This is a genomic window from Sphingopyxis sp. 2PD, assembly GCF_005503695.1.
In the GTDB taxonomy this organism is placed as follows: Bacteria; Pseudomonadota; Alphaproteobacteria; order Sphingomonadales; family Sphingomonadaceae; genus Sphingopyxis.
On record NZ_SCMU01000001.1, the window covers coordinates 101,065 to 119,162 of the forward strand.

Below are 18,098 nucleotides of genomic sequence, written 5' to 3' on the forward strand. Positions count from 1 at the left end.
TCGTCATCCCGGCGCAGGGTGTTTAAGCAGCCCGCCGCACCCGCCCGCGCGCCGCTACCCCCGTTTTCGGCCCCAGCAGTGCGTCCAGATCGATCGCCTCCGCGAATTTGACTCCGACGCGATTGCCCGCCGACCAGCGCGCCTCGGCATCGAATGCCTGATCGGCGCCGAACTCCAGCGTCAGCGGCGTGCCCGGCGGCACATTCCACAATCCCTCGACCAGCGCGCCGCGCGGCGACATGTTGCGGACGATCGCTTCATATTGATGCCCGCCGCTCGCGACCTGGATCGTCCGAAAGATCGTGGTCCGCGGCTCGCGCGCGCATTTATAGCCCTGCGCTTCGACCCGCCCGCCGCCATCGCGCAGCAGCGCGAGAACCTCGGCCAGATCCATCGGGCGCCCGTAGATATAGCCCTGGACGTGGCTGCACCCCAGCCCGCGGATCAGCGCCAGATCGTCATGCGTCTCGACCCCCTCGGCGGTCGTTTCCATCTTGAGTGCGGTGGCGAGCCCGACGATCGACGAAATGATCGCGCCGTTCATGCTGCTGGGGTCGGCGGCGCCCAGGACAAAGCTCTGGTCGATCTTGATCTTGTCGAACGGCGCCTTCTTCAAATAGCCGAGCGCCGAATAGCCGGTGCCGAAATCGTCGAGCGCCAGCCGCACGCCGGTACGCTTCAATTTCTGGAACATCGCCAGATTTTCGGGACTCTCGTCGAGGAACACGCCCTCGGTAATTTCCAGCTCGAGCTGTTCGGGGCGAATCCCCGCCGCCGACACCGCGCTCAGGATCGTCGCGGGCAATTTCTCGTTGGCGAACTGGCGCGGCGACACGTTGACCGCGACGCGGTACCCCGGACCGAGCAGAGCGATGCTCGCGCAGGCGGTGCGGATGATCCATTCGCCGATCGGCACGATCAGGTTCGATTCCTCGGCGATCGGAATGAATTTCGACGGGCTGATCATCCCGTCGCGCGCGTGGTGCCAGCGGATCAGCGCTTCAAAGCCGGTGATCCGCTCGCTGCTGACGTCGACGATCGGCTGATACAACAACCGCAGCTCGTCCTTGACCAGCGCGTCGCGCAGCGCGTCCTCGATCGCCTTTCGCTCGCTCGCCTGATTATGCATCGCGTCGGCATAGAAACGATAGACGCCGCGCCCGGCATCCTTGGCGGCATAAAGTGCGAGGTCGGCATTGCGGACCAGCGCCGACGCCGAAACCCCTTGCCCCTCCGACACCGCGATGCCGACCGAACAGCCGATACGGACCTGCTCGCCCTCGATTGAAAAGGGCTTGGCGAGGCTCAGGATAATCGCATTGGCGATCCCGGCCAGTTTTTCGGGCTGGCTCAGCTGCGGCACGACGATCTGGAACTCGTCGCCGCCAAGCCGCCCGACCTGCCCCTTGTCGCCGACGATCTGGGTCAATCGTCCCGCGACCTGTTGCAGCAACTGGTCGCCGACCGGATGGCCGAGCGTGTCGTTGACCGCCTTGAACCGGTCGAGATCCATCAGCAGCAGCGCGCACGGCTGCGGCTGGCCGATATGGCTCTTCAACGCGCGTTCGAGCAGGTCGGTGATGTGCGGCCGGTTCGCGAGCCCGGTGAGCGTGTCGTAACGTGCAAGCTGGTTGATCTCGCGCTCCGACCGTTTCTTGTCGGTCAGGTCGGTGCCGCTGCCGCGAAACCCCTGGAAATTGCCAAGTTCGTTGCTGATCGGCTGGCCCGAGATCGACCACCAGCGTTCTTCGCCCGCAACCGCCGCCTGCACCGTCAATTCCTTGAACGGGGTGCGCGACGACAGGCTGAAGCCCAGCGTGCGCTCCTCATTTTCGTCGTTGCCGATGCGTTTGCGGATGATGTCGGTGAACGGCTGGCCGAGCAGTTCCGACACCGGACGCCCCAGCCGCGCCGCGATCGTCGCCGAGATATAGACCAACTGGCCATGACGGTCGGTTTCCCAGAACCAGCCGCGTCCGGCGCGTTCGAAATCGCGCATCAGGTTGAGCGCCCGTTGCTGGTCGCTGACCGACAATCGCGCCTCGCGCGTTGCCCGACGCTGGTGGCGAATATCTTCGCGCATCATCACGATCAGCAGGGCGAGAAAGACACAGCCCGCCATCGCAAAGGGCCACGACGCGATACCCATTGCGCCCCCCAGCGCGGTCGCACCGGCAAAGGCGAAAAAGGCAGGACGTGCAATCGCGGCCGCCGATGCCGCGACGAGCAGGGACCCGATCTGAATCGCGGTGAAGGCGTCAAAGCTGTGGCGACCGTCGGATATCGCGACCGCGGCGAACATCGCGGCGGCGTTGAGCAAACTGCCCAGCAGGATCAGCGCCATGCTCGCCGCCACCAGCCCCCGCAATCTTTGTTGCAGCGCGGGGCTCGGGCGCCGCATCATCTGGCCGACCACCGTCAACACCAGGTCGAAAAACAGTCCCACCGCCATGACCAGCCATTGCAGCGGCTGATCCAGAAACCCGGCGACCCCCGGCACAAATGCAAAGGTGAAAAACGCCAGAACCCGGCCGATGAGGACATAATGCCACAGCTGGGCGACGCGCAGCAGTCGCGTGACGAATTCGGGTGAATCAAAGATCGATTCGCCCGTCGTCACGTCGCCGACCGTTGGCCGGATGATGCTACGCCGATCCCCCAATGTCCCGCTTGTCCTGCTCGTCTGGTCCGTCCGGTGCAGTGGCCGGATAGGGGTTGCCAATTCCTTACCGCGGGCCGCTCGTTAACCCCGTTACTGTGCCAAAATGGATGCTATTCCGTTTCGCATCGCAACTTGTTATAGAGCCGCATGCCCGCCGTCCGCCTGCTCCCGCCCGACCGTTTTTTCGACCGCAACCAATGGGCGGCGATCACCACCGCGTCGCGCTGGCGCGGAATCTGGCTGGTTGCCCATGCATGGATCGTCAGCATCGCGCTGGTGGGGCTGGCCGCATGGTCGCACAATCCGCTGGCGTGGCTGGCCGCGATCGTCTTCGTCGGCGGGCGCCAGCTTGGCCTCGCGATATTGATGCACGACGCGGCGCACGGCCTGTTGCACCCGGTGCGCAAGACCAACAATTTCCTGGGCCAATGGCTGACCGGCGCCGCGATCGGGTCCGACCTCATCGCCTATCGGACCTATCATCTTCAGCACCACAAATTCACCCAACAGGCCGAAGATCCCGACCTGGCGCTGTCGAAGCCCTTCCCCACCACCCGCGCCAGTCTGGGCCGCAAGATAGTGCGCGACCTGACCGGCCAGACCTTTTTCAAGCAGCGCATCGCACAATTCGGCTTCGCGCTTATCGGGCTGAAGGCGATGCTGCGCGGCGAAACCGCCGAAAAGGGCCGCGCCAGCACCACCGCCGGGACACCGTTCAACAAGCAATCGGATGACGGCGTGACGTCACCGACGGTCGATGTTGCGGGCGCGATGGCGGTGGCGCGCGCGGTCGGGCGCTTCCTGCTTGTCCAGGCGGTGCTGCTCGCGGCGTCGCTCGCGCTCTACGGCTGGACGCCCTACCTGCTCTGGCTCGCGGGGCTGGCGACGACCTTCCAGCTTTACCTGCGCATCCGCAATATCGCCGAACATGCCTGTACGGCCACCGGTAGCGACGATCCCTTCACCCATGCCCGCACCACGCACTCCGGCTGGCTCGCGCGCACGACGGTCGCGCCATATTGGGTGAATTATCACGCGGAACACCATCTGTTCATGGGGGTGCCCTGCTATCGGCTGGCACAGGTTCACGCGATGCTGGGGCGCGCCGGGCGCCATGAAGCGATGACGATCGCACCCGGTTACGCCGCGGTGCTGCGGCAGGTGACGGCGAAGGCGTGACCCCCTTCCCCCTTGATGGGGGAAGGATACGCAGCCTTGGCCGCGTAGCGGCATAGGCGAAGTTGGATGGGGGTGATGGTGCATCCATATGGCGTCATCTCGGCCGAGAGCCCACCCCCGCCGCTGCGACTAAGCCAGCAAGCTGGCAAGTCTCGCTGCCTCCCCCATCAAGGGGGAGAAAAGCGGCTATTGCGCGACGAACCGCGCCCCCGCCCGATCCTTCACCGTTGTCGCCGGGTCAAAGATCATCCCGTTCATCGCGATATAGACCCCCGGCGGCAAAATCTGCGCCGCGGCCAAGGCAAAGCCGACGTTGAATTCGGCGTCGCTGGCGCGCACCGATGCCGGCTGCATCGCGCCGGTCATCACGATCGTCTTGCCCGCGATGCCCGCCAGCATCCGGCCGGTGACGACCATGGTATCGGTGCCATGGGTGACCAGGATGTGCGAAGCCTCGCTATTCTCGACCGCCGCGCGGATCGCGGCACGGTCGGCGTCGTCCAGTTCCAGGCTGTCCTTGCGCATCAACTGCGTCACGCGGTGCGGGACATGGACATTATTCTCGCGCAGCAAATCGGGGATCGCCGTCGGCCCGATCTGGAATTCGGACAGCGCGTCAAAATAGACCTTGTCGATCGTCCCGCCGGTGGTGAAAATTTCGATCATGCGCATTCGTCCTGCACCGGCGACGCCGGGGTGCCGTCGGGCGCGGCGAAGGGCTGTTTGAATGAGAAAGCGGTTGGCGTCGGGCCGTTGGCGGCGAGACTGTCGATCCGCGCCATGCCTTCGGCCACGGTGGGCCGATGCCCGGCGGGAACCCACCACAGCGCCTGAAACACATCGATGTGATCGAACCACTCCTTGCGCCGACGCATGATCGCCAGATGTTCGGGTGCGCGATAAACGAACGCCGCCAGCGCATCGACGTCGCGCCAAACCGACATGTTGGCGATGACGTGCGGATCGTCGGTCACGGCAACGTCGGTCGCGTCATTGCCATCACCGACCAGCCGCCAGACAAAGCCGTCGCTTGCCTCGGCAATCGCGTTCACCGCATCGAGCGCGTCCATGAAATCGCGGTTGGCGACATGATCAGCGGGCAGGCGAAAACGCGCGATATTGATCTGCGCCAACTCATAAGCCGCCATGCAGTCCTCCCAATAATTCCCGTTCGCATCCAACCGACAAAGTTTACGCCAGCGCCTCGGCGATCAGGCGCCGACTGTTGTCGATCCCGAACAGCGCGATAAAGCTGCCCATCCGCGGCCCGGCGCTCGACCCGAGCAAAGTTTCGTACAGCGCCTTGAACCAATCGCGCAGATTTTCAAAGCCATAGGACTCGTTCTTGCCGATCTCGTAAACAATATTCTGGATGTCGTCGGCGCTAGCGTCGGCGGGCAGCGCCGCGAGCTTCGCGTCGAGTTCCTTCAGCGCGGCGCGCTCGCCGTCCTGCGGCTTGCGGCGCTTGAGCGTCGGCGCGACATAATCGCGGTTATACGCCATCGCGTTGTCGATCAGCCGGTCGAGCTCGGGCCAGGTCGCGGCGTCCGCGCCGTCGACATATTGGCCAAGATAGCGCCAGATCTGCTCCTTCGACGCGTCGGCACCCATCACCCCGACGAGGTTGAGGAGCAGCCCGAAGGTTACCGGCAATTCGGTCGTCGGCACATCCTGCCCGCGCGCGACATGAACATGATGCACCGGATTGCCGAGCTTCTTGTCGGCATCCTGCGCCGCGTAATTGCCGCGCATCTGCAGATATTCATCGACCGCCTTCGGGATCACGCCGATATGCAGCTGCTTTGCCGCCTTGGGCTCGCGATAGGCGAAAAACGCCAAGCTTTCCTCGCTACCATAGGTGAGCCATTGTTCGAGGCTGAGGCCGTTGCCCTTCGACTTCGAAATCTTCTCGCCCTTTTCGTCGAGGAACATCTCGTAGATCAGCCCCTCGGGCTTGCGGCCGCCGAGCGCCTTGGCGATCTTGCCCGACTGCACGCCGCTGTCGGTCAGATCCTTGCCGTACATTTCATAATCGACGCCCAGCGCGACCCAACGCATCGCCCAGTCGACCTTCCACTGCAGCTTCGCCCCGCCGCCGAGGATGCTGTGCGTGATCGTCTCGCCCTCATCCTCGAACGACACGAGGCCCGCATCGGCATCGACCACGGTCACCGGCACCTGCAGCACGATGCCCGACTTGGGGCTGACTGGCAGGATCGGCGAATAGGTCGCAGCGCGCTCGGCGCGGAGCGTCGGCAGCATGATGTCGAGAATGTCCTGATTATGACGTAGGACGTTCTTGAGCGCGTCGTCGAAGGCGCCCGACGTGTAGCGTTCGGTCGAGCTCACAAACTCATATTCAAAGCCAAACCGGTCGAGAAACTCGCGCAGCATCGCATTGTTATGATGGGCGAAACTCTCATACTTGCCGAACGGATCGGGAATGGCGGTGAGCGGCTTGCCCAGATATTCGCGCAGCATGTCGCCGTTCGGGACATTGTCGGGAACCTTGCGCAGCCCGTCCATGTCGTCGCTGAACGCGACGAGCCGCGTCGGCGCGCCGGTCATTTCCTCATAGGCGCGGCGCACCATCGTCGTGCGCAGCACTTCGTTGAAGGTGCCGATGTGCGGGAGGCCCGAAGGACCGTAGCCCGTTTCGAACAGTATCGGCGCACCGCCCGGCTTGCCGTCGGGATAGCGTTTGACCAGCTTGCGCGCTTCCTCAAAAGGCCAGGCCTTGGACGCGAGGGCGGCAGCACGAAAATCGGTCACGACTATCTTCCGGTACTTGTGTGGCGGGGGCTCCGCCCTTTCCCCTTTTTGCGCGTTTTTGCAAGCGCGATGCACCGGACCGGGCTAGTCGCGCGCCGCCGGATCGAGCAGCACCGCCACCGACCCGCGCTTGCGCCCGGTGTCGACATAGGCATGCGCCGCCGCAATCTCGTCGAACGCATAGCTTTTGTCGATCAGCGGACGCAGCACCCCGGATGCGGCGAGGTCGGCCAATTGCTGAACATATTCGGGCTTTTCGGTTGCGGGTCCTGCGATCACCCGCCGCCCTTTGCGGCCCGGTCCCCCGATCGTCGCCAGCATGTCGGGCAACCCCGCGGCGATCGCGACGAAACGGCCGCCGGGACGCAGCAAGGGCAGCGCCTCGCGCGTCACGATGCTGCCAACCGTTTCAAAAATGACGTCATAAGCCTCTGCATCGCTGCGAAAATCGGTCGTTTCATAATCGATCACCGCCGCCGCGCCGAGATCGCGAACCAGATCGGCGTTGCGCGCGCTACAGACGCCGGTGATATGCGCACCGCGGTGGGACGCGAGCTGAACCAGCGCCGACCCCACCGCGCCCGATGCACCGATGACCAAAAGCCGGTCGCCGGCCACTACCGCCGCAACTTCAAGGAAATGCAGCGCGGTGGCTCCGCCAAAACTCAGCGTTGCGGCCTCGGCAAAACTGACGGTTTCGGGTTTGGGAGTAATCGGCCCGTTTTCCGGGACACAGCGATATTCGGCATGGCATCCCATCTTGCCGCCCGGAAAGGCCATCACCGCATCGCCAGCGCGGTAGCGGGTGACCCCAGCGCCGACGGCATCGACGATCCCGGCGATTTCGGTCCCCAAAATCGGCTGGCGCGGCCCGCGAAAGCCCAGGAACGGCCGCGCCAGCATGGCCATACCCGCCGGAAACCGCGCGGCGCGCAGGCGGCTGTCGCCCGACGTCACCGACGTCGCCATCACTTTGACGCGCACCTCGCCCGCCCCGGGTTCGGGTGTCGGCACGTCGCGAAACTCAAGCACCTCGGGACCACCATAGCGGGGGCAGACAACGGCTTTCATCAGCGAATCCTGACCTTGGGGAGGGGGCGGCGCCCTTCTGCCCGTTTCGGCGCGCCGCGCCAGCCGCGGCCATGTACCGGGGCATCGTCGTCGCGGGTCAGCATTGCCGGACTATCATTACCGGATTGTTTACCATCTTTGGCTTAGCATCATGCCATGGACACGCCCCGCATCCCGCAGCCCCGCCGCCAGACCCGCACGCCCGTCGCGCTCGATGTGACGGTCAATGGCGTTCTCAACTTCGTCGAAGGCCAGATCACCGACCTGTCCGAAGGCGGCGCGCGGATCGACGGTGCCAGCATGCCGGCGCGCTCGCGCTGCGAGATCCATTATGGCGGCCAGGTCACTTATGCCGTCGTCATGTGGTCCGAAGTCGATCGCATGGGGGTGCGCTTCCCCTATGAACTGACCCACGGTCCGCTCTATAACGCGTTGAATCGCGCGCGAAATGCCATGTTGATCGAACCCGCGCAGATATTCCAGAGCAGTCGGCCGGTCACGTTCGGACGCCGCGGCCTCAACTGATCGCCGGAATAGGCGTCAAAAGCGCGCGATCGCCACGCCCTCGCGCTCATTGTCCCAGATCATCGCCATGATCCGCCAGCCAAGATCGGGATCTTTGAACAGCTGGATCGAATTGATCCCGCGGCGCTCGGGCGCCGCATCGTCGAGCGCGGTGCGCGCTTCATAGGCGCTCCAGACATGGGCGATATTGCCCATCACATCGATCCGCCGCCCGATCTCGATCTCGAAAAAATCATTGGCGGCAAAAAAGGGCGTCGTGTCGCGCGCATAATCGGCCAGCCCCATGCTGCGAAAGGTCGCGCGTCCATCGGCATCGACCCATGTCCGGATCTGCCGCGCGTCGGGGTGAAAGCAATTCGCCTGCCGCGACCAGTCGCGCGGCCCCTTCGGCCCGGAGATCATCGCATACATCTCGTCGACTACCGCACCGATCGCGCTTTCTTCGCTCATCCCGACATCCTTTCCTGCTCCGCGACCAAGCATCGATCTTTTCCGCCCGATCGCAAGAAGAAAGCGGGCGGGCGCCACCACCCGCCTTGCCGCGTTCGCCTTTTGTCCCTAGGCTGGCACGGTGGCATCCGATCCTCTCTCCCTCCCCGCAATCCACGCGAGTCACGTCGGCATCTGGATCGCCGATACGCACGGGCGCGTGCAGCGGGTCGGGCGCGGTGAGGCGATTGCGGCGGTGGCCGCGACCCCGCACCTGCTGCTCAATGCGACGCTGACCGGCGACCGACTGGGCTATCCCGAGCTGTCGGGGCTCGACCTGCTCGAACTTTTCGCGTTCCTTTATCCCGCGCGCTTTGCCGTGCCGACCCCGGCGGGAATCGCGGCGACGATTGGCATCACCCCGCCAAAGACCGAGGAAGACATCGCCGCCTTTCTGCCGCAGGCAACCGCAGCCATGCTTGCCGGGATCGACGACCCCGCCTGGCCCGAACGCGAGGGCGCGTGGCACGGCATGCAGGCGCTCGCCCGCCAGTGCTGGCCGTGGGCGCCGCTCGTCCAGCCACGGCCGACGGCGCCCGACGCCAATGAACGCTGGCTGTTCGCGCGCCTGCCCGAGTGGGAGGAGGCGCCGCCGCGCGCCGCGCCGCGGCAGGTCCGCGTCAACCCCGACGATGTTACCGCGCGGCTTGACCGCCTGACCGGCGACGGCGCCGAACGGCGGCCGGGGCAGCAAGAGTATGCGCGCGCGACCGCCGCGATCTTCGAACCGCGCGAGCGCAAAGACGCGCCGCAGATGCTGGTCGCCGAGGCAGGAACCGGGATCGGCAAGACATTGGGCTATCTCGCCCCCGCCAAACAGTGGATCGACCAGTCGGCGGGCAGCGTCTGCATCTCGACCTTTACCAAGGCGCTGCAACGCCAATTGTCGCGTGAGACCGAGCGGCTGTATCCCGATGCCGCGACGCACCGCGAAAAAGTCGTCGTGCGCAAGGGCCGCGAAAACTACCTCTGCCTGCTCAATCTAGAGGACGCCTTGCAGGGCGGCTTTTCGGGCCGCGCCGCGATCCTCGCGCAGCTCGTCGCGCGCTGGGCCGCCTACACGCGCGACGGCGACATGGTCGGCGGCGATTTGCCCGGTTGGCTGCCCGCATTGTTCCGCCGCAACGGCACCACCGCGCTGACCGACCGGCGGGGCGAATGCATCTATGCCGGCTGCCCGCATTTCCGCAAATGCTTCATCGAACGCTCGGCGCGCGCCGCGACGCAGGCCGACATCGTCATCGCCAACCATGCGCTGACGATGGTGCAGGCCGCCCGCCCGCGCGACGGCGGCGCGCCCGCGACGCGGCTGATCTTCGACGAAGGCCATCATCTGTGGGACGCCGCCGACAGCATGTTCGCCGCGGCGCTCACCGGGCAGGAAGCGGTCGAAATCCGCCGCTGGGTGCTGGGGCCAGAGGGCAAGTCGCGCGGGCGGCGGCGCGGGCTGGCGGCGCGGCTCGCTGATGTCGCGAGCTATGACGAAGCGGGCGAGCGCGCGATTCAGGCGGCGATTGCTGCCGCCGCCGAACTGCCCGGCGATGGCTGGCTTGGACGATTGTCCGAGAATGATCCGTGGGGCGCGATCGAGCGGCTGCTCGCCGCGGTGCGCGGGCAGGTTTATGCGCGTGCGGTCGATACCCGCACCGCCGATGCGGGCTATGGCCTCGAAACCGAGCTGGCCGATCCCGACGCGGCGCTGGTCGCCGCCGCTGCCGGAGCGAGCGACGCGGTCGAGGCTTTGCTCCGCCCGCTGCTGGCACTCGGCAAGCGGCTCGAAGCCCTGATCGAAGACCCGCCCGACTGGCTCGACGGACAAGCCCGGGCAAGGGTTGACGGCGCGCGCCACAGTCTCGGCACGCGCGTCGACACGCTCGGCAGCTGGCTGTCACTGCTCGGACGCGTCGGCGGCCCCGCCGACCCCGACTTCGTCGACTGGCTGGCGATCGATCGCTACGACGGGCGCGAGTTCGATTGCGGGCTGCACCGTCACTGGCTCGACCCCGCGCGCCCGATCGCCGATATCGTCTATCGTCCCGCCCAAGGTGTGTTGGTCACTTCGGCGACGTTGCGCAGCGGCCATGGCGCGCAGGGCTGGACCGAGGCCGACATCCGCACCGGCGCGCGCCACATGGACGGCAGCGTTCGGCATTTCGCGGTCCCCAGCCCGTTCGATTACGCGCGCCAGTCGGAAATCATCATCGTCACCGACCTCGCGCGCGGCGACCTGCCCGCGCTCGCCGGCGCGTATAGTCGGCTCATTGAGGCATCGGGCGGCGGCGCGCTGGGGCTGTTCAGCGCGATCCGGCGGCTGCGCATCGTCCACGCGCGCATCGCCGACCGCCTCGCGCGCGCAGGCCTGCCGCTCTATGCCCAGCATGTCGATCCGCTCGACACTGGTACCCTCGTCGATATCTTCCGCGCCGATCCACACGCCTCGCTGCTCGGTACCGATGCGCTGCGCGACGGGGTCGATGTACCGGGAGAATCGCTGCGGCAGGTAATCATGGAGGGGGTGCCCTGGCCGCGCCCGACGATATTGCACGCGGCGCGGCGCGCGGCGCAGGGCGGCAACGCCTATGACGACATGGTCATTCGCGGGCGCATCGGGCAGGCGTTCGGCCGCCTGATCCGCCGCGCCGACGATTTCGGCCAGTTCGTCATGCTCTCGCCCAGCTTCCCGTCGAGGCTGCTCAGCGCCTTTCCCGAAGGCACCCCGATCCGCCGCCTGCCGCTCGACGAGGCAGTCAATCATGTCGCCGCGGCGAACGTCGAAAGGCGAAAAACCGCCTTTCCAGCCTTTTCACCGTCATAAGTTTGCGGCACAAGGCTCGCGAACGACGGCATAAGCGCGAACGCGCGGGGGAAGATTTTGAAGACTTTGACGATCCTGCGCCACGCCAAATCGGGTTGGGACGTGCAGGTCGAGCGCGATTTCGACCGCCCGATCAACAAACGCGGCGCGCGCGGCGCCGAGATCGTCGGGCAATGGCTGAAGCGCCAAAAACTACCCGTCGACCGCATCATTGCGTCGCCCGCGGTGCGTGTGACCGAAACGCTCGACATTTTCCAGCCTGCTGCCGACTTGGACACACTTGAACCGCATTGGGATCGCCGCATCTATCTCGCCTCGGCCGCGACGCTGATCGACGTCATCCGCGACACCGGCCGCGATGCCGAACATCTGCTCATTTCAGGGCATAATCCGGGGCTGGAGGATCTCATCCTGATGCTCGTGCTCGAATCGGCGGGCAACGATCTGCGCGCCGAGATCGAGGAAAAACTGCCGACGTCGGCACTGGCGCGGCTCGAACTCGACATTGCCGACTGGCACGATCTTGACACGGGACAAGCCCGCTTCGCCGCCTTCATCCGCCCCCGCGACCTCGACCCGACGCTCGCGCCGGCGATGGATCACGATTAGGCCACGGTCCGGGCCACCATCGCCACAATGATCGCGCGCAGTTCGGCGCGGGCTTCGGTATCGTCGATGTCGCCCGCGGCAGCGGCATGCGACAGCGCTTCCGCGCTTCCCAGCATCGCCCATAACGCCGCTGTCCCGACCCCCCGCGGCCCTGCGAAAGGCGCCAATGTCGATCGGCAGTCTTCGATGAAGTCCAGCTGAAAGTCGCGCTTGAGCCGCTCCATTTCGGGCGATCCCGCCAGTGCGGCCAGAATCGCGGGAATCTCGCGGCCTTGCCGCAGCACGCATTCGACATAGCAGTCGGCGATTACCGCTGCCTTGGCGTCAAGGCTATCGTCGCTCGCCGCCAGCGCCGCATCGAACGTCTCGCTCTGGCGCTGGTCGAAATCGCTGTACAGCGCGGCAAGCAAGCCTGCGCGCGTTCCGAAATGATCGTAAACCACCGGCTTGGTGATGCCCGCCCGCTCGGCAAGGCGCCCCAGCGAGAGGGCGTCGGCGCCGCTCTCACCGATCATCCGCCACGCCGTCGCGACCAGTTGGCGGCGACGATCATCGCGTGAAAGCCGCTGGCGGGACGGCGGATCGGATTCCGGTGGCGGAGGGCTTGACACACTATATACCTTTAGTATCTTACTGATAGTATATAACGATATGCCACGCTCCCGCAACTGTCCCGAAAGATGAAACCGATGCACAGCCTGATCGTCGTTTCGCACCCCAATCCCGCCGCCTTGACCCATGCCGTAGCGACCGAAATTGAGCACGCGATTATCGCAGCGTCGCCCGCCAACAGCGTCGAAATCGCCGATCTCAGCGAGGAAGGTTTCGATCCGCGCTTCTCACGCAGCGATGTTGCGGCCTTTAACGTCGAGGGACCACTCGCCGATGACGCGCGCGCCGAACAGCTGCGGATCGAACGCGCTGCCAACCTGATCCTCGTCTATCCGGTCTATTGGTGGTCGATGCCGGGCTTGCTGAAAGGCTGGATCGACCGCGTTTTCACCAACGGCTGGGCCTATGACGAAAACGCGGACGGTAAGGTGGAAAAGAAGCTCGGCTGGCTACGCGTCCATCTGGTGGCGGTCGCCGCCGCAGGGTCCGAAATGTACACGCGCCGCGGATATTTGCAGGCAATGACGACGCAGATCGACCATGGCATTTTCGATTATTGCGGGGCGCCGGTGCTGTCGTCGAACATGCTTTCGATCGCCGATGCCGACACCACCGGCGAGCTTCTGGTTGAAGCACGTCGGATCGGTGCACAGATCGGCGTCGGCGAAGCCAGTCGCGCCGCCGCCCGACGGTCAGCGCAGCGCCGCCGCCAGCCGCGCCCGCAGCGCGACGAGCGCCGCGACCGGAACGCCCGTGCCCTCGCGCGCTGCACCATTCCCGGTCGCGGGCAATGATGGCGCCGTTACGGCTGCCTTGGCGCTGCCGTCGGTCAGTGCCTTGCGCGCGCCGTCGACCGTGAACCCCTGCACATGCAGCAGATGATGGATCCGCTCGGCCAGCGCTACATCCTCGGCGCGGTAATAGCGGCGGCGGCCCGAGCGCTGGAGCGGCTTCAGTTGCGGAAAGCGCGTTTCCCAGTAGCGCAGGACGTGCGTCGGTACCCCGATGCGGTCGGCCAGCTCGCCGATCGCGAGCATGGCAGTGGGCGCCTTGCCGCTGTCGTCCGGCACGTCAAACCCCACCATGGCCGAGGCCTGGATTATTTACCGGCAACGCGCGCTCGCATCGTCTGGCTGGCGCGAAAGGTCATCACGCGGCGCGGCAGGATCGGCACTTCGATGCCGGTCTTGGGATTGCGACCGATACGCTGCGCCTTGTCGCGCAGGACAAAGGTGCCAAAGCCGGAGATTTTGACATTCTGCCCGTCCGCCAGCGCGTTGGACATATGGTCCAGAATCGATTCGACGATCGTCGCCGATTCGTTGCGCGACAACCCGATCTGCTGGTTGATCCGCGTCGCAATATCGGCTCGCGTAAGCGTCCCTGCGGTCATGACGGTCCCTTCCCCCTCGTGAAGCGAAAATGTTCAAACCGGTCCCGGACAGCCCCCACCGTCACGAGTCCCGTGCCCCTATGTAACAAAAGCGAATTAATCCGCCAAACTGAAATGGATGGGACGAGGAGTTAATGCGGTGAAGCCGCAGGTCAGACGCGCAGGACCGCCGCGCCCCAGGTAAAGCCGCCGCCCATCGCTTCGAGCACGACCAGGTCGCCGCGCTTAATCCGTCCGTCGCGTACCGCGAGGTCGAGTGCCAGCGGCACCGACGCTGCCGAGGTGTTGGCATGCTGGTCGACCGTCAGCACGACGCGCTCGGGGGGCAGGCCCAGCTTTTTGGCGGTCGCATCGATGATCCGCTTGTTCGCTTGATGCGGGACAATCCAGTCGATCTGGTCGGGCGACAGCCCGACGTCGGTCATCACTTCGCCCAGCACCGACGCCAGGTTGGTCACGGCATGGCGAAACACTTCGCGGCCCTGCATGCGGACGTGGCCGACCGTGCCGGTGGTCGACGGCCCGCCATCGACATAGAGCATGTCGCAATATTTGCCCTCAGCGTGCAGCCGGGTTGCGAGAATGCCGCGGCCATCCTCGACATCCTCTGCCGACAGCACCACTGCGCCCGCTCCGTCGCCGAACAGCACGCAGGTCGTGCGATCTTCCCAGTCGAGGATGCGGCTGAAGGTTTCGCTGCCAATCACCAACGCGTGCTTTGCCGCGCCGGTGCGCAGCATCGAGTCGGCGACCGATACCGCATAGAGGAAGCCCGAACAGACCGCGGCCACGTCAAAGGCGATGCAATCGGGCGCACCGAGCAGCGCCTGGACCTTGGTCGCGCTGGCCGGGAAGGTGTTGTCGGGGGTCGCGGTGGCGACGATGATCAGCCCGATGTCGGACGGCTCCAGCCCGGCGGCGGCCAATGCCTGTCTGGCGGCGTCGGCGCCCAGCGTCGCGGTCGTCTCGTCAGGTTCGGCGATGTGGCGGAAACGGATGCCGGTGCGCTCGACGATCCATTCGTCGCTGGTGTCGACCCGCGCCGCAAGTTCGGCGTTCGACACCCGGGTGCGCGGCAGCGCCGAACCGGTTCCGGCCAGGATCGCACGCACGGTCACGCCGCGTCGCCGCTGCGGAAATTCGCCAGATCCTCGGTCACCTGCCGCGTAATGTCCTTTTCGATCAGCTCGGCGCACAGGTGAACGCAATTTGCGACCCCTTTCGCGTCCGCGCTGCCATGGCTTTTGAGCACGACGCCGTTGAGGCCCAGGAACACCGCGCCATTATGGTTGTTGGGGTCGAGATGATGGCGCAGCAGCTCGGTCGCCGGGCGCGAGATCAGGAAACCAATCTTCGAGCGCGTCGAGCTGGTAAAGGCGCGGCGCAAGAGATCAGTGACGAAGCGCGCCGTCCCCTCGATCGTCTTCAGCGCGATATTGCCCGAAAAACCGTCGTGGACGATGACATCGACATCGCCGCGCGACAATTTGTCGCCCTCGATAAAGCCCGTAAACTCCATCGGCAGCCCTTTGGCGGCGCGCAGCAACGCCGCGGCATCGCGGATCTCGTCGGTGCCCTTCAATTCTTCGGTGCCGATGTTGAGCAGCGCGACGCGCGGGCGTTCCAGCCCCATCGCCGTGCGCGCATAGGCCGCGCCCATCACCGCAAATTGCGTGAGGTTGGTGGCGTCGCATTCGGTATTGGCGCCAAGGTCGAGCATGACCACGTCGTTGGCGCCGAGCGTCGGCAGCAGCGCCGCGAGCGCGGGCCGGTCGATCCCCGGCATCGTGCGCAGCGCGAGCTTGGCCATCGCCATCAGCGCGCCGGTGTTGCCCGCCGACACGGCGCCGCCGGCATCGCCGCGCTTCACCGCGTCGATCGCGAGCCCCATCGAGGTGCTTTTCGCCTTGCGGATCGCCTGGCTCGGCTTGTCCTCGCCCGTCACCACGCCATCGGTGTGGATGATGTCCGACGCCGCGCGCAGATTCGGGTGGTTGTCGAGCGCCGCCTTGATCTGCACCTCGTCGCCGACGAGAATGAAGCGCAGGCCGTCGTGCTTGTGGCGCGCCATCGCAGCGCCGGCGAGCATCATGCGCACGCCGACGTCACCGCCCATCGCATCAATCGCGATTCGCGGTGTCAGTGCCATGTATTCGCGCTCCGGCTAGGGGTCAGGCGCCGACCGACAGCACTTCGCGGCCGTTGTAGTGGCCACAGGCATTGCACAGGTTGTGCGGGCGCTTCAGCTCGCCGCAGTTCGGGCATTCCTGAAAGGCTTCGACCTTCAGGCTGTCGTGGCTGCGACGCATGCCGCGCTTCGAGGGCGAGGTTTTTCGCTTGGGAACGGCCATGATATTTCCTGCATTCTCAATAGTGTGTCACGAATCGGCTACCCGGATTTGTCATCGCCGTTGCCGGAAATGACTGGCCCGCCCGCCGTGCGATACTTTGTCCCGGTCCGATAGTGACAGGGAAATCGTCCGCCGAAGGGTGCCTCAACGCCAGAAGGTGTCGGGTGCCGGATCGGGCGGGGCTATAGCGTTTTTGCCCGCAAAGGCAACCCCCGCGCATGACAATCGACGGACGAATGTGACGCTCTTGCCGATCCGTTGGTGCGATGCCACACACTCGGTCAGCGTCCGGCGACAACAGCTGCGGACGAATGGGGGGACGCATATGATAATCTTGCCAATCAGCCTGACGATTGCCGCAGGCGCGGCGCTGCTCAACCTGTGGCTGTCGATCCGCGTCGGCCGCGTGCGGACCAAGGAGAAGGTCTTCATCGGCGACGGCGGCAGCGAAATGGTGACCCGCCGCATGCGCGCGCACAGCAATTTTGTCGAAAACACCGCCTTTGTGCTGATCCTGCTCGCGCTCGTCGAACTCGGCCTCGGCTCGTCGATGTGGCTGTGGGGCGTCGGCGCGCTGTACCTCGTCGGGCGTATCCTGCACGCGATCGGCATGGACGGCATGATGTGGGGCCGCATGGTTGGCACAATCATCACCATGCTGACCCAGCTAGGCTTGGCGCTCGGCGCGCTGTGGATCGTATATATGACGCCGACCAGCATCACGACGACCGAGATTGAGGAAACGATGGTGGTGGCGCCGAAGTAAACCTCTCCCTTCCCGCTCGCGGGAGGGGCAGCGAGACTTGCGAGCTTGCTCGCTAGTCGCAGCGGGGTGGGCATAGCGAGGTCGCTGCCCAACCCCAGCCTCTCCCGCAAGCGGGAGGGGAGAATTAGGCCGTCCCCAACACCATATCGCCGACAAACGGGTTGGTCCGCCGCTCATGCGCAAAATTGCTGTGCGCGCCATGCCCCGGCAGGAAGGTCGTGTCGCCGCCGAGCGGCCACAGCTTTTGCGTGATCGAATCGAGCAATTGCTGGTGATTGCCGCGCGGAAAGTCGGTGCGCCCGATCGATCCCTGAAAAATCACGTCGCCGACGATCGCCAGCTTCGACGGCGCATGATGGAACACGACATGGCCCGGCGTATGGCCTGGGCAGTGGATAACGTCGATCGTCAGATTGCCAACCGTCACCGTGTCACCATCGACCAGCCAGCGATCGGGTTCGAAGGTTTCGCCGATCATGCCGAACCGCGCGCCATCCTCGGCGAATTGCGCGATCCAGAAGCGGTCATCCTCGTGCGGCCCCTCGATCGGCACGCCCAGTTCCTTCGCCAGCATCCCGGCCTGGCCGCAATGATCCATATGGCCGTGGGTCACGAGGATCTTCTCGACCTCGACCCCCGTCTGCCGCACCGCGTCCTTCAGCTTGGGCAGGTCGCCGCCCGGATCGACAAAGGCCGCCTTGTTGGTTTCGGTGCACCAAAGCAGGGTGCAGTTCTGCTGGAAAGCGGTGACCGGCACGATCGCCGCGCGCATCGGAGGTTGGGGAGCGTTCATGCCGGTGATGTGGGGAAAAGCGGTGCAAATGGCAAGCCACCGCCGATTTGACCCGCCGAGC

The 18,098-nt window shown here is 65.3% G+C and carries 19 protein-coding genes; 6 read left to right on the top strand and 13 right to left on the bottom strand.

The window, feature by feature from the left end:
- Nucleotides 1-22: 22 nt before the first annotated feature.
- Nucleotides 23-2,620, bottom strand: coding sequence for an EAL domain-containing protein (locus FFS18_RS00395; protein ID WP_249340234.1), 2,598 nt, complete (start codon nucleotides 2,618-2,620; stop codon nucleotides 23-25).
- 189 nt (nucleotides 2,621-2,809) lie between these two features.
- Between FFS18_RS00395 and FFS18_RS00400 the strand changes: the two genes are divergently transcribed.
- Entirely contained in the window at nucleotides 2,810-3,841 is a 1,032-nt protein-coding gene (locus tag FFS18_RS00400) for a fatty acid desaturase family protein (protein ID WP_137869294.1), read from the top strand.
- Nucleotides 3,842-4,027: 186 nt separating this feature from the next.
- Here FFS18_RS00400 and FFS18_RS00405 read toward each other — a convergent pair whose 3' ends face one another.
- The 4 genes from FFS18_RS00405 to FFS18_RS00420 form a co-directional block, all read right to left on the bottom strand.
- The gene (locus FFS18_RS00405) at nucleotides 4,028-4,507 is read right to left on the bottom strand and encodes an asparaginase domain-containing protein (protein ID WP_120216728.1); all 480 of its coding nucleotides are present in this window, start codon (nucleotides 4,505-4,507) and stop codon (nucleotides 4,028-4,030) included.
- Nucleotides 4,504-4,989: a DUF3291 domain-containing protein gene (locus tag FFS18_RS00410; RefSeq protein WP_137869295.1), complete on the bottom strand. Its 486-nt coding sequence runs from the start codon at nucleotides 4,987-4,989 to the stop codon at nucleotides 4,504-4,506. Before FFS18_RS00410 ends, FFS18_RS00405 begins: the two co-directional genes overlap by 4 nt.
- Before the next feature lie 43 nt (nucleotides 4,990-5,032).
- Nucleotides 5,033-6,619 carry a lysine--tRNA ligase gene (locus FFS18_RS00415; RefSeq protein WP_137869515.1) on the bottom strand — a complete coding sequence of 529 codons (1,587 nt, stop codon included), beginning with the start codon at nucleotides 6,617-6,619 and terminating at the stop codon, nucleotides 5,033-5,035.
- 78 nt (nucleotides 6,620-6,697) lie between these two features.
- Complete coding sequence (locus tag FFS18_RS00420) at nucleotides 6,698-7,684, bottom strand: NAD(P)-dependent alcohol dehydrogenase (protein WP_137869296.1); 987 nt, start codon at nucleotides 7,682-7,684, stop codon at nucleotides 6,698-6,700.
- A gap of 156 nt (nucleotides 7,685-7,840) precedes the next feature.
- On the opposite strand from FFS18_RS00420, the gene FFS18_RS00425 reads away from it, so the two are divergent.
- A complete protein-coding gene (locus tag FFS18_RS00425; RefSeq protein ID WP_120216731.1) occupies nucleotides 7,841-8,209 on the top strand; it encodes a PilZ domain-containing protein in 369 nt (122 codons plus the stop codon).
- 15 nt (nucleotides 8,210-8,224) lie between these two features.
- Here FFS18_RS00425 and FFS18_RS00430 read toward each other — a convergent pair whose 3' ends face one another.
- Nucleotides 8,225-8,659 (bottom strand): hypothetical protein, encoded by a 435-nt coding sequence (locus FFS18_RS00430; RefSeq protein ID WP_137869297.1) that lies wholly within the window; start codon nucleotides 8,657-8,659, stop codon nucleotides 8,225-8,227.
- 121 nt (nucleotides 8,660-8,780) lie between these two features.
- Here FFS18_RS00430 and FFS18_RS00435 point away from each other — a divergent pair, with 121 nt between their 5' ends.
- Nucleotides 8,781-11,513: an ATP-dependent DNA helicase gene (locus FFS18_RS00435; protein WP_137869298.1), complete on the top strand. Its 2,733-nt coding sequence runs from the start codon at nucleotides 8,781-8,783 to the stop codon at nucleotides 11,511-11,513.
- A gap of 57 nt (nucleotides 11,514-11,570) precedes the next feature.
- Nucleotides 11,571-12,122, top strand: coding sequence for a SixA phosphatase family protein (locus FFS18_RS00440; RefSeq protein WP_137869299.1), 552 nt, complete (start codon nucleotides 11,571-11,573; stop codon nucleotides 12,120-12,122).
- On the opposite strand, the gene FFS18_RS00445 is transcribed toward FFS18_RS00440, so the two are convergent.
- A complete protein-coding gene (locus tag FFS18_RS00445) occupies nucleotides 12,119-12,862 on the bottom strand; it encodes a TetR/AcrR family transcriptional regulator (protein WP_137869300.1) in 744 nt (247 codons plus the stop codon). The genes FFS18_RS00440 and FFS18_RS00445 overlap by 4 nt on opposite strands.
- Here FFS18_RS00445 and FFS18_RS00450 point away from each other — a divergent pair.
- Nucleotides 12,803-13,528 (top strand): NAD(P)H-dependent oxidoreductase, encoded by a 726-nt coding sequence (locus tag FFS18_RS00450; RefSeq protein ID WP_212743001.1) that lies wholly within the window; start codon nucleotides 12,803-12,805, stop codon nucleotides 13,526-13,528. The two genes, FFS18_RS00445 and FFS18_RS00450, sit on opposite strands and share 60 nt — an antisense overlap.
- On the opposite strand, the gene FFS18_RS00455 is transcribed toward FFS18_RS00450, so the two are convergent.
- The 5 genes from FFS18_RS00455 to rpmF form a co-directional block, all read right to left on the bottom strand.
- Nucleotides 13,427-13,819 (bottom strand): MerR family transcriptional regulator, encoded by a 393-nt coding sequence (locus tag FFS18_RS00455; RefSeq protein ID WP_137869302.1) that lies wholly within the window; start codon nucleotides 13,817-13,819, stop codon nucleotides 13,427-13,429. The genes FFS18_RS00450 and FFS18_RS00455 overlap by 102 nt on opposite strands.
- Nucleotides 13,820-13,833: 14 nt before the next feature.
- Nucleotides 13,834-14,127 carry an integration host factor subunit alpha gene (locus FFS18_RS00460; RefSeq protein WP_120216736.1) on the bottom strand — a complete coding sequence of 98 codons (294 nt, stop codon included), beginning with the start codon at nucleotides 14,125-14,127 and terminating at the stop codon, nucleotides 13,834-13,836.
- A gap of 152 nt (nucleotides 14,128-14,279) precedes the next feature.
- Nucleotides 14,280-15,245: a beta-ketoacyl-ACP synthase III gene (locus FFS18_RS00465; protein ID WP_137869303.1), complete on the bottom strand. Its 966-nt coding sequence runs from the start codon at nucleotides 15,243-15,245 to the stop codon at nucleotides 14,280-14,282.
- Nucleotides 15,242-16,276, bottom strand: coding sequence for a phosphate acyltransferase PlsX (plsX, locus tag FFS18_RS00470; protein ID WP_120216738.1), 1,035 nt, complete (start codon nucleotides 16,274-16,276; stop codon nucleotides 15,242-15,244). The genes FFS18_RS00465 and plsX overlap by 4 nt, the downstream gene beginning before the upstream one ends.
- A 22-nt stretch (nucleotides 16,277-16,298) precedes the next feature.
- Nucleotides 16,299-16,478, bottom strand: a complete 180-nt coding sequence (gene rpmF / locus FFS18_RS00475) for a 50S ribosomal protein L32 (protein WP_137752963.1) — start codon at nucleotides 16,476-16,478, stop codon at nucleotides 16,299-16,301.
- A gap of 325 nt (nucleotides 16,479-16,803) precedes the next feature.
- Here rpmF and FFS18_RS00480 point away from each other — a divergent pair, with 325 nt between their 5' ends.
- Nucleotides 16,804-17,244: an MAPEG family protein gene (locus FFS18_RS00480; RefSeq protein WP_137869304.1), complete on the top strand. Its 441-nt coding sequence runs from the start codon at nucleotides 16,804-16,806 to the stop codon at nucleotides 17,242-17,244.
- Between the two features lie 124 nt (nucleotides 17,245-17,368).
- Here FFS18_RS00480 and FFS18_RS00485 read toward each other — a convergent pair whose 3' ends face one another.
- Nucleotides 17,369-18,037: an MBL fold metallo-hydrolase gene (locus FFS18_RS00485; protein WP_137869305.1), complete on the bottom strand. Its 669-nt coding sequence runs from the start codon at nucleotides 18,035-18,037 to the stop codon at nucleotides 17,369-17,371.
- Nucleotides 18,038-18,098 lie beyond the last annotated feature (61 nt).

What these genes read in the sequence shown, in the direction of transcription:
- FFS18_RS00400 (WP_137869294.1), top strand. Translation starts at nt 2,810, where the DNA reads ATGCCCGCCGTCCGCCTGCTCCCGCCCGACCGTTTTTTCGACCGCAAC.
- FFS18_RS00405 (WP_120216728.1), bottom strand. Translation starts at nt 4,507, where the DNA reads ATGATCGAAATTTTCACCACCGGCGGGACGATCGACAAGGTCTATTTT.
- FFS18_RS00410 (WP_137869295.1), bottom strand. Translation starts at nt 4,989, where the DNA reads ATGGCGGCTTATGAGTTGGCGCAGATCAATATCGCGCGTTTTCGCCTG.
- FFS18_RS00420 (WP_137869296.1), bottom strand. Translation starts at nt 7,684, where the DNA reads ATGAAAGCCGTTGTCTGCCCCCGCTATGGTGGTCCCGAGGTGCTTGAG.
- FFS18_RS00425 (WP_120216731.1), top strand. Translation starts at nt 7,841, where the DNA reads ATGGACACGCCCCGCATCCCGCAGCCCCGCCGCCAGACCCGCACGCCC.
- FFS18_RS00430 (WP_137869297.1), bottom strand. Translation starts at nt 8,659, where the DNA reads ATGAGCGAAGAAAGCGCGATCGGTGCGGTAGTCGACGAGATGTATGCG.
- FFS18_RS00450 (WP_212743001.1), top strand. Translation starts at nt 12,803, where the DNA reads ATGAAACCGATGCACAGCCTGATCGTCGTTTCGCACCCCAATCCCGCC.
- FFS18_RS00445 (WP_137869300.1), bottom strand. Translation starts at nt 12,862, where the DNA reads ATGGGTCAAGGCGGCGGGATTGGGGTGCGAAACGACGATCAGGCTGTG.
- FFS18_RS00455 (WP_137869302.1), bottom strand. Translation starts at nt 13,819, where the DNA reads ATGGTGGGGTTTGACGTGCCGGACGACAGCGGCAAGGCGCCCACTGCC.
- FFS18_RS00460 (WP_120216736.1), bottom strand. Translation starts at nt 14,127, where the DNA reads ATGACCGCAGGGACGCTTACGCGAGCCGATATTGCGACGCGGATCAAC.
- plsX (WP_120216738.1), bottom strand. Translation starts at nt 16,276, where the DNA reads ATGGCACTGACACCGCGAATCGCGATTGATGCGATGGGCGGTGACGTC.
- rpmF (WP_137752963.1), bottom strand. Translation starts at nt 16,478, where the DNA reads ATGGCCGTTCCCAAGCGAAAAACCTCGCCCTCGAAGCGCGGCATGCGT.
- FFS18_RS00480 (WP_137869304.1), top strand. Translation starts at nt 16,804, where the DNA reads ATGATAATCTTGCCAATCAGCCTGACGATTGCCGCAGGCGCGGCGCTG.
- FFS18_RS00485 (WP_137869305.1), bottom strand. Translation starts at nt 18,037, where the DNA reads ATGAACGCTCCCCAACCTCCGATGCGCGCGGCGATCGTGCCGGTCACC.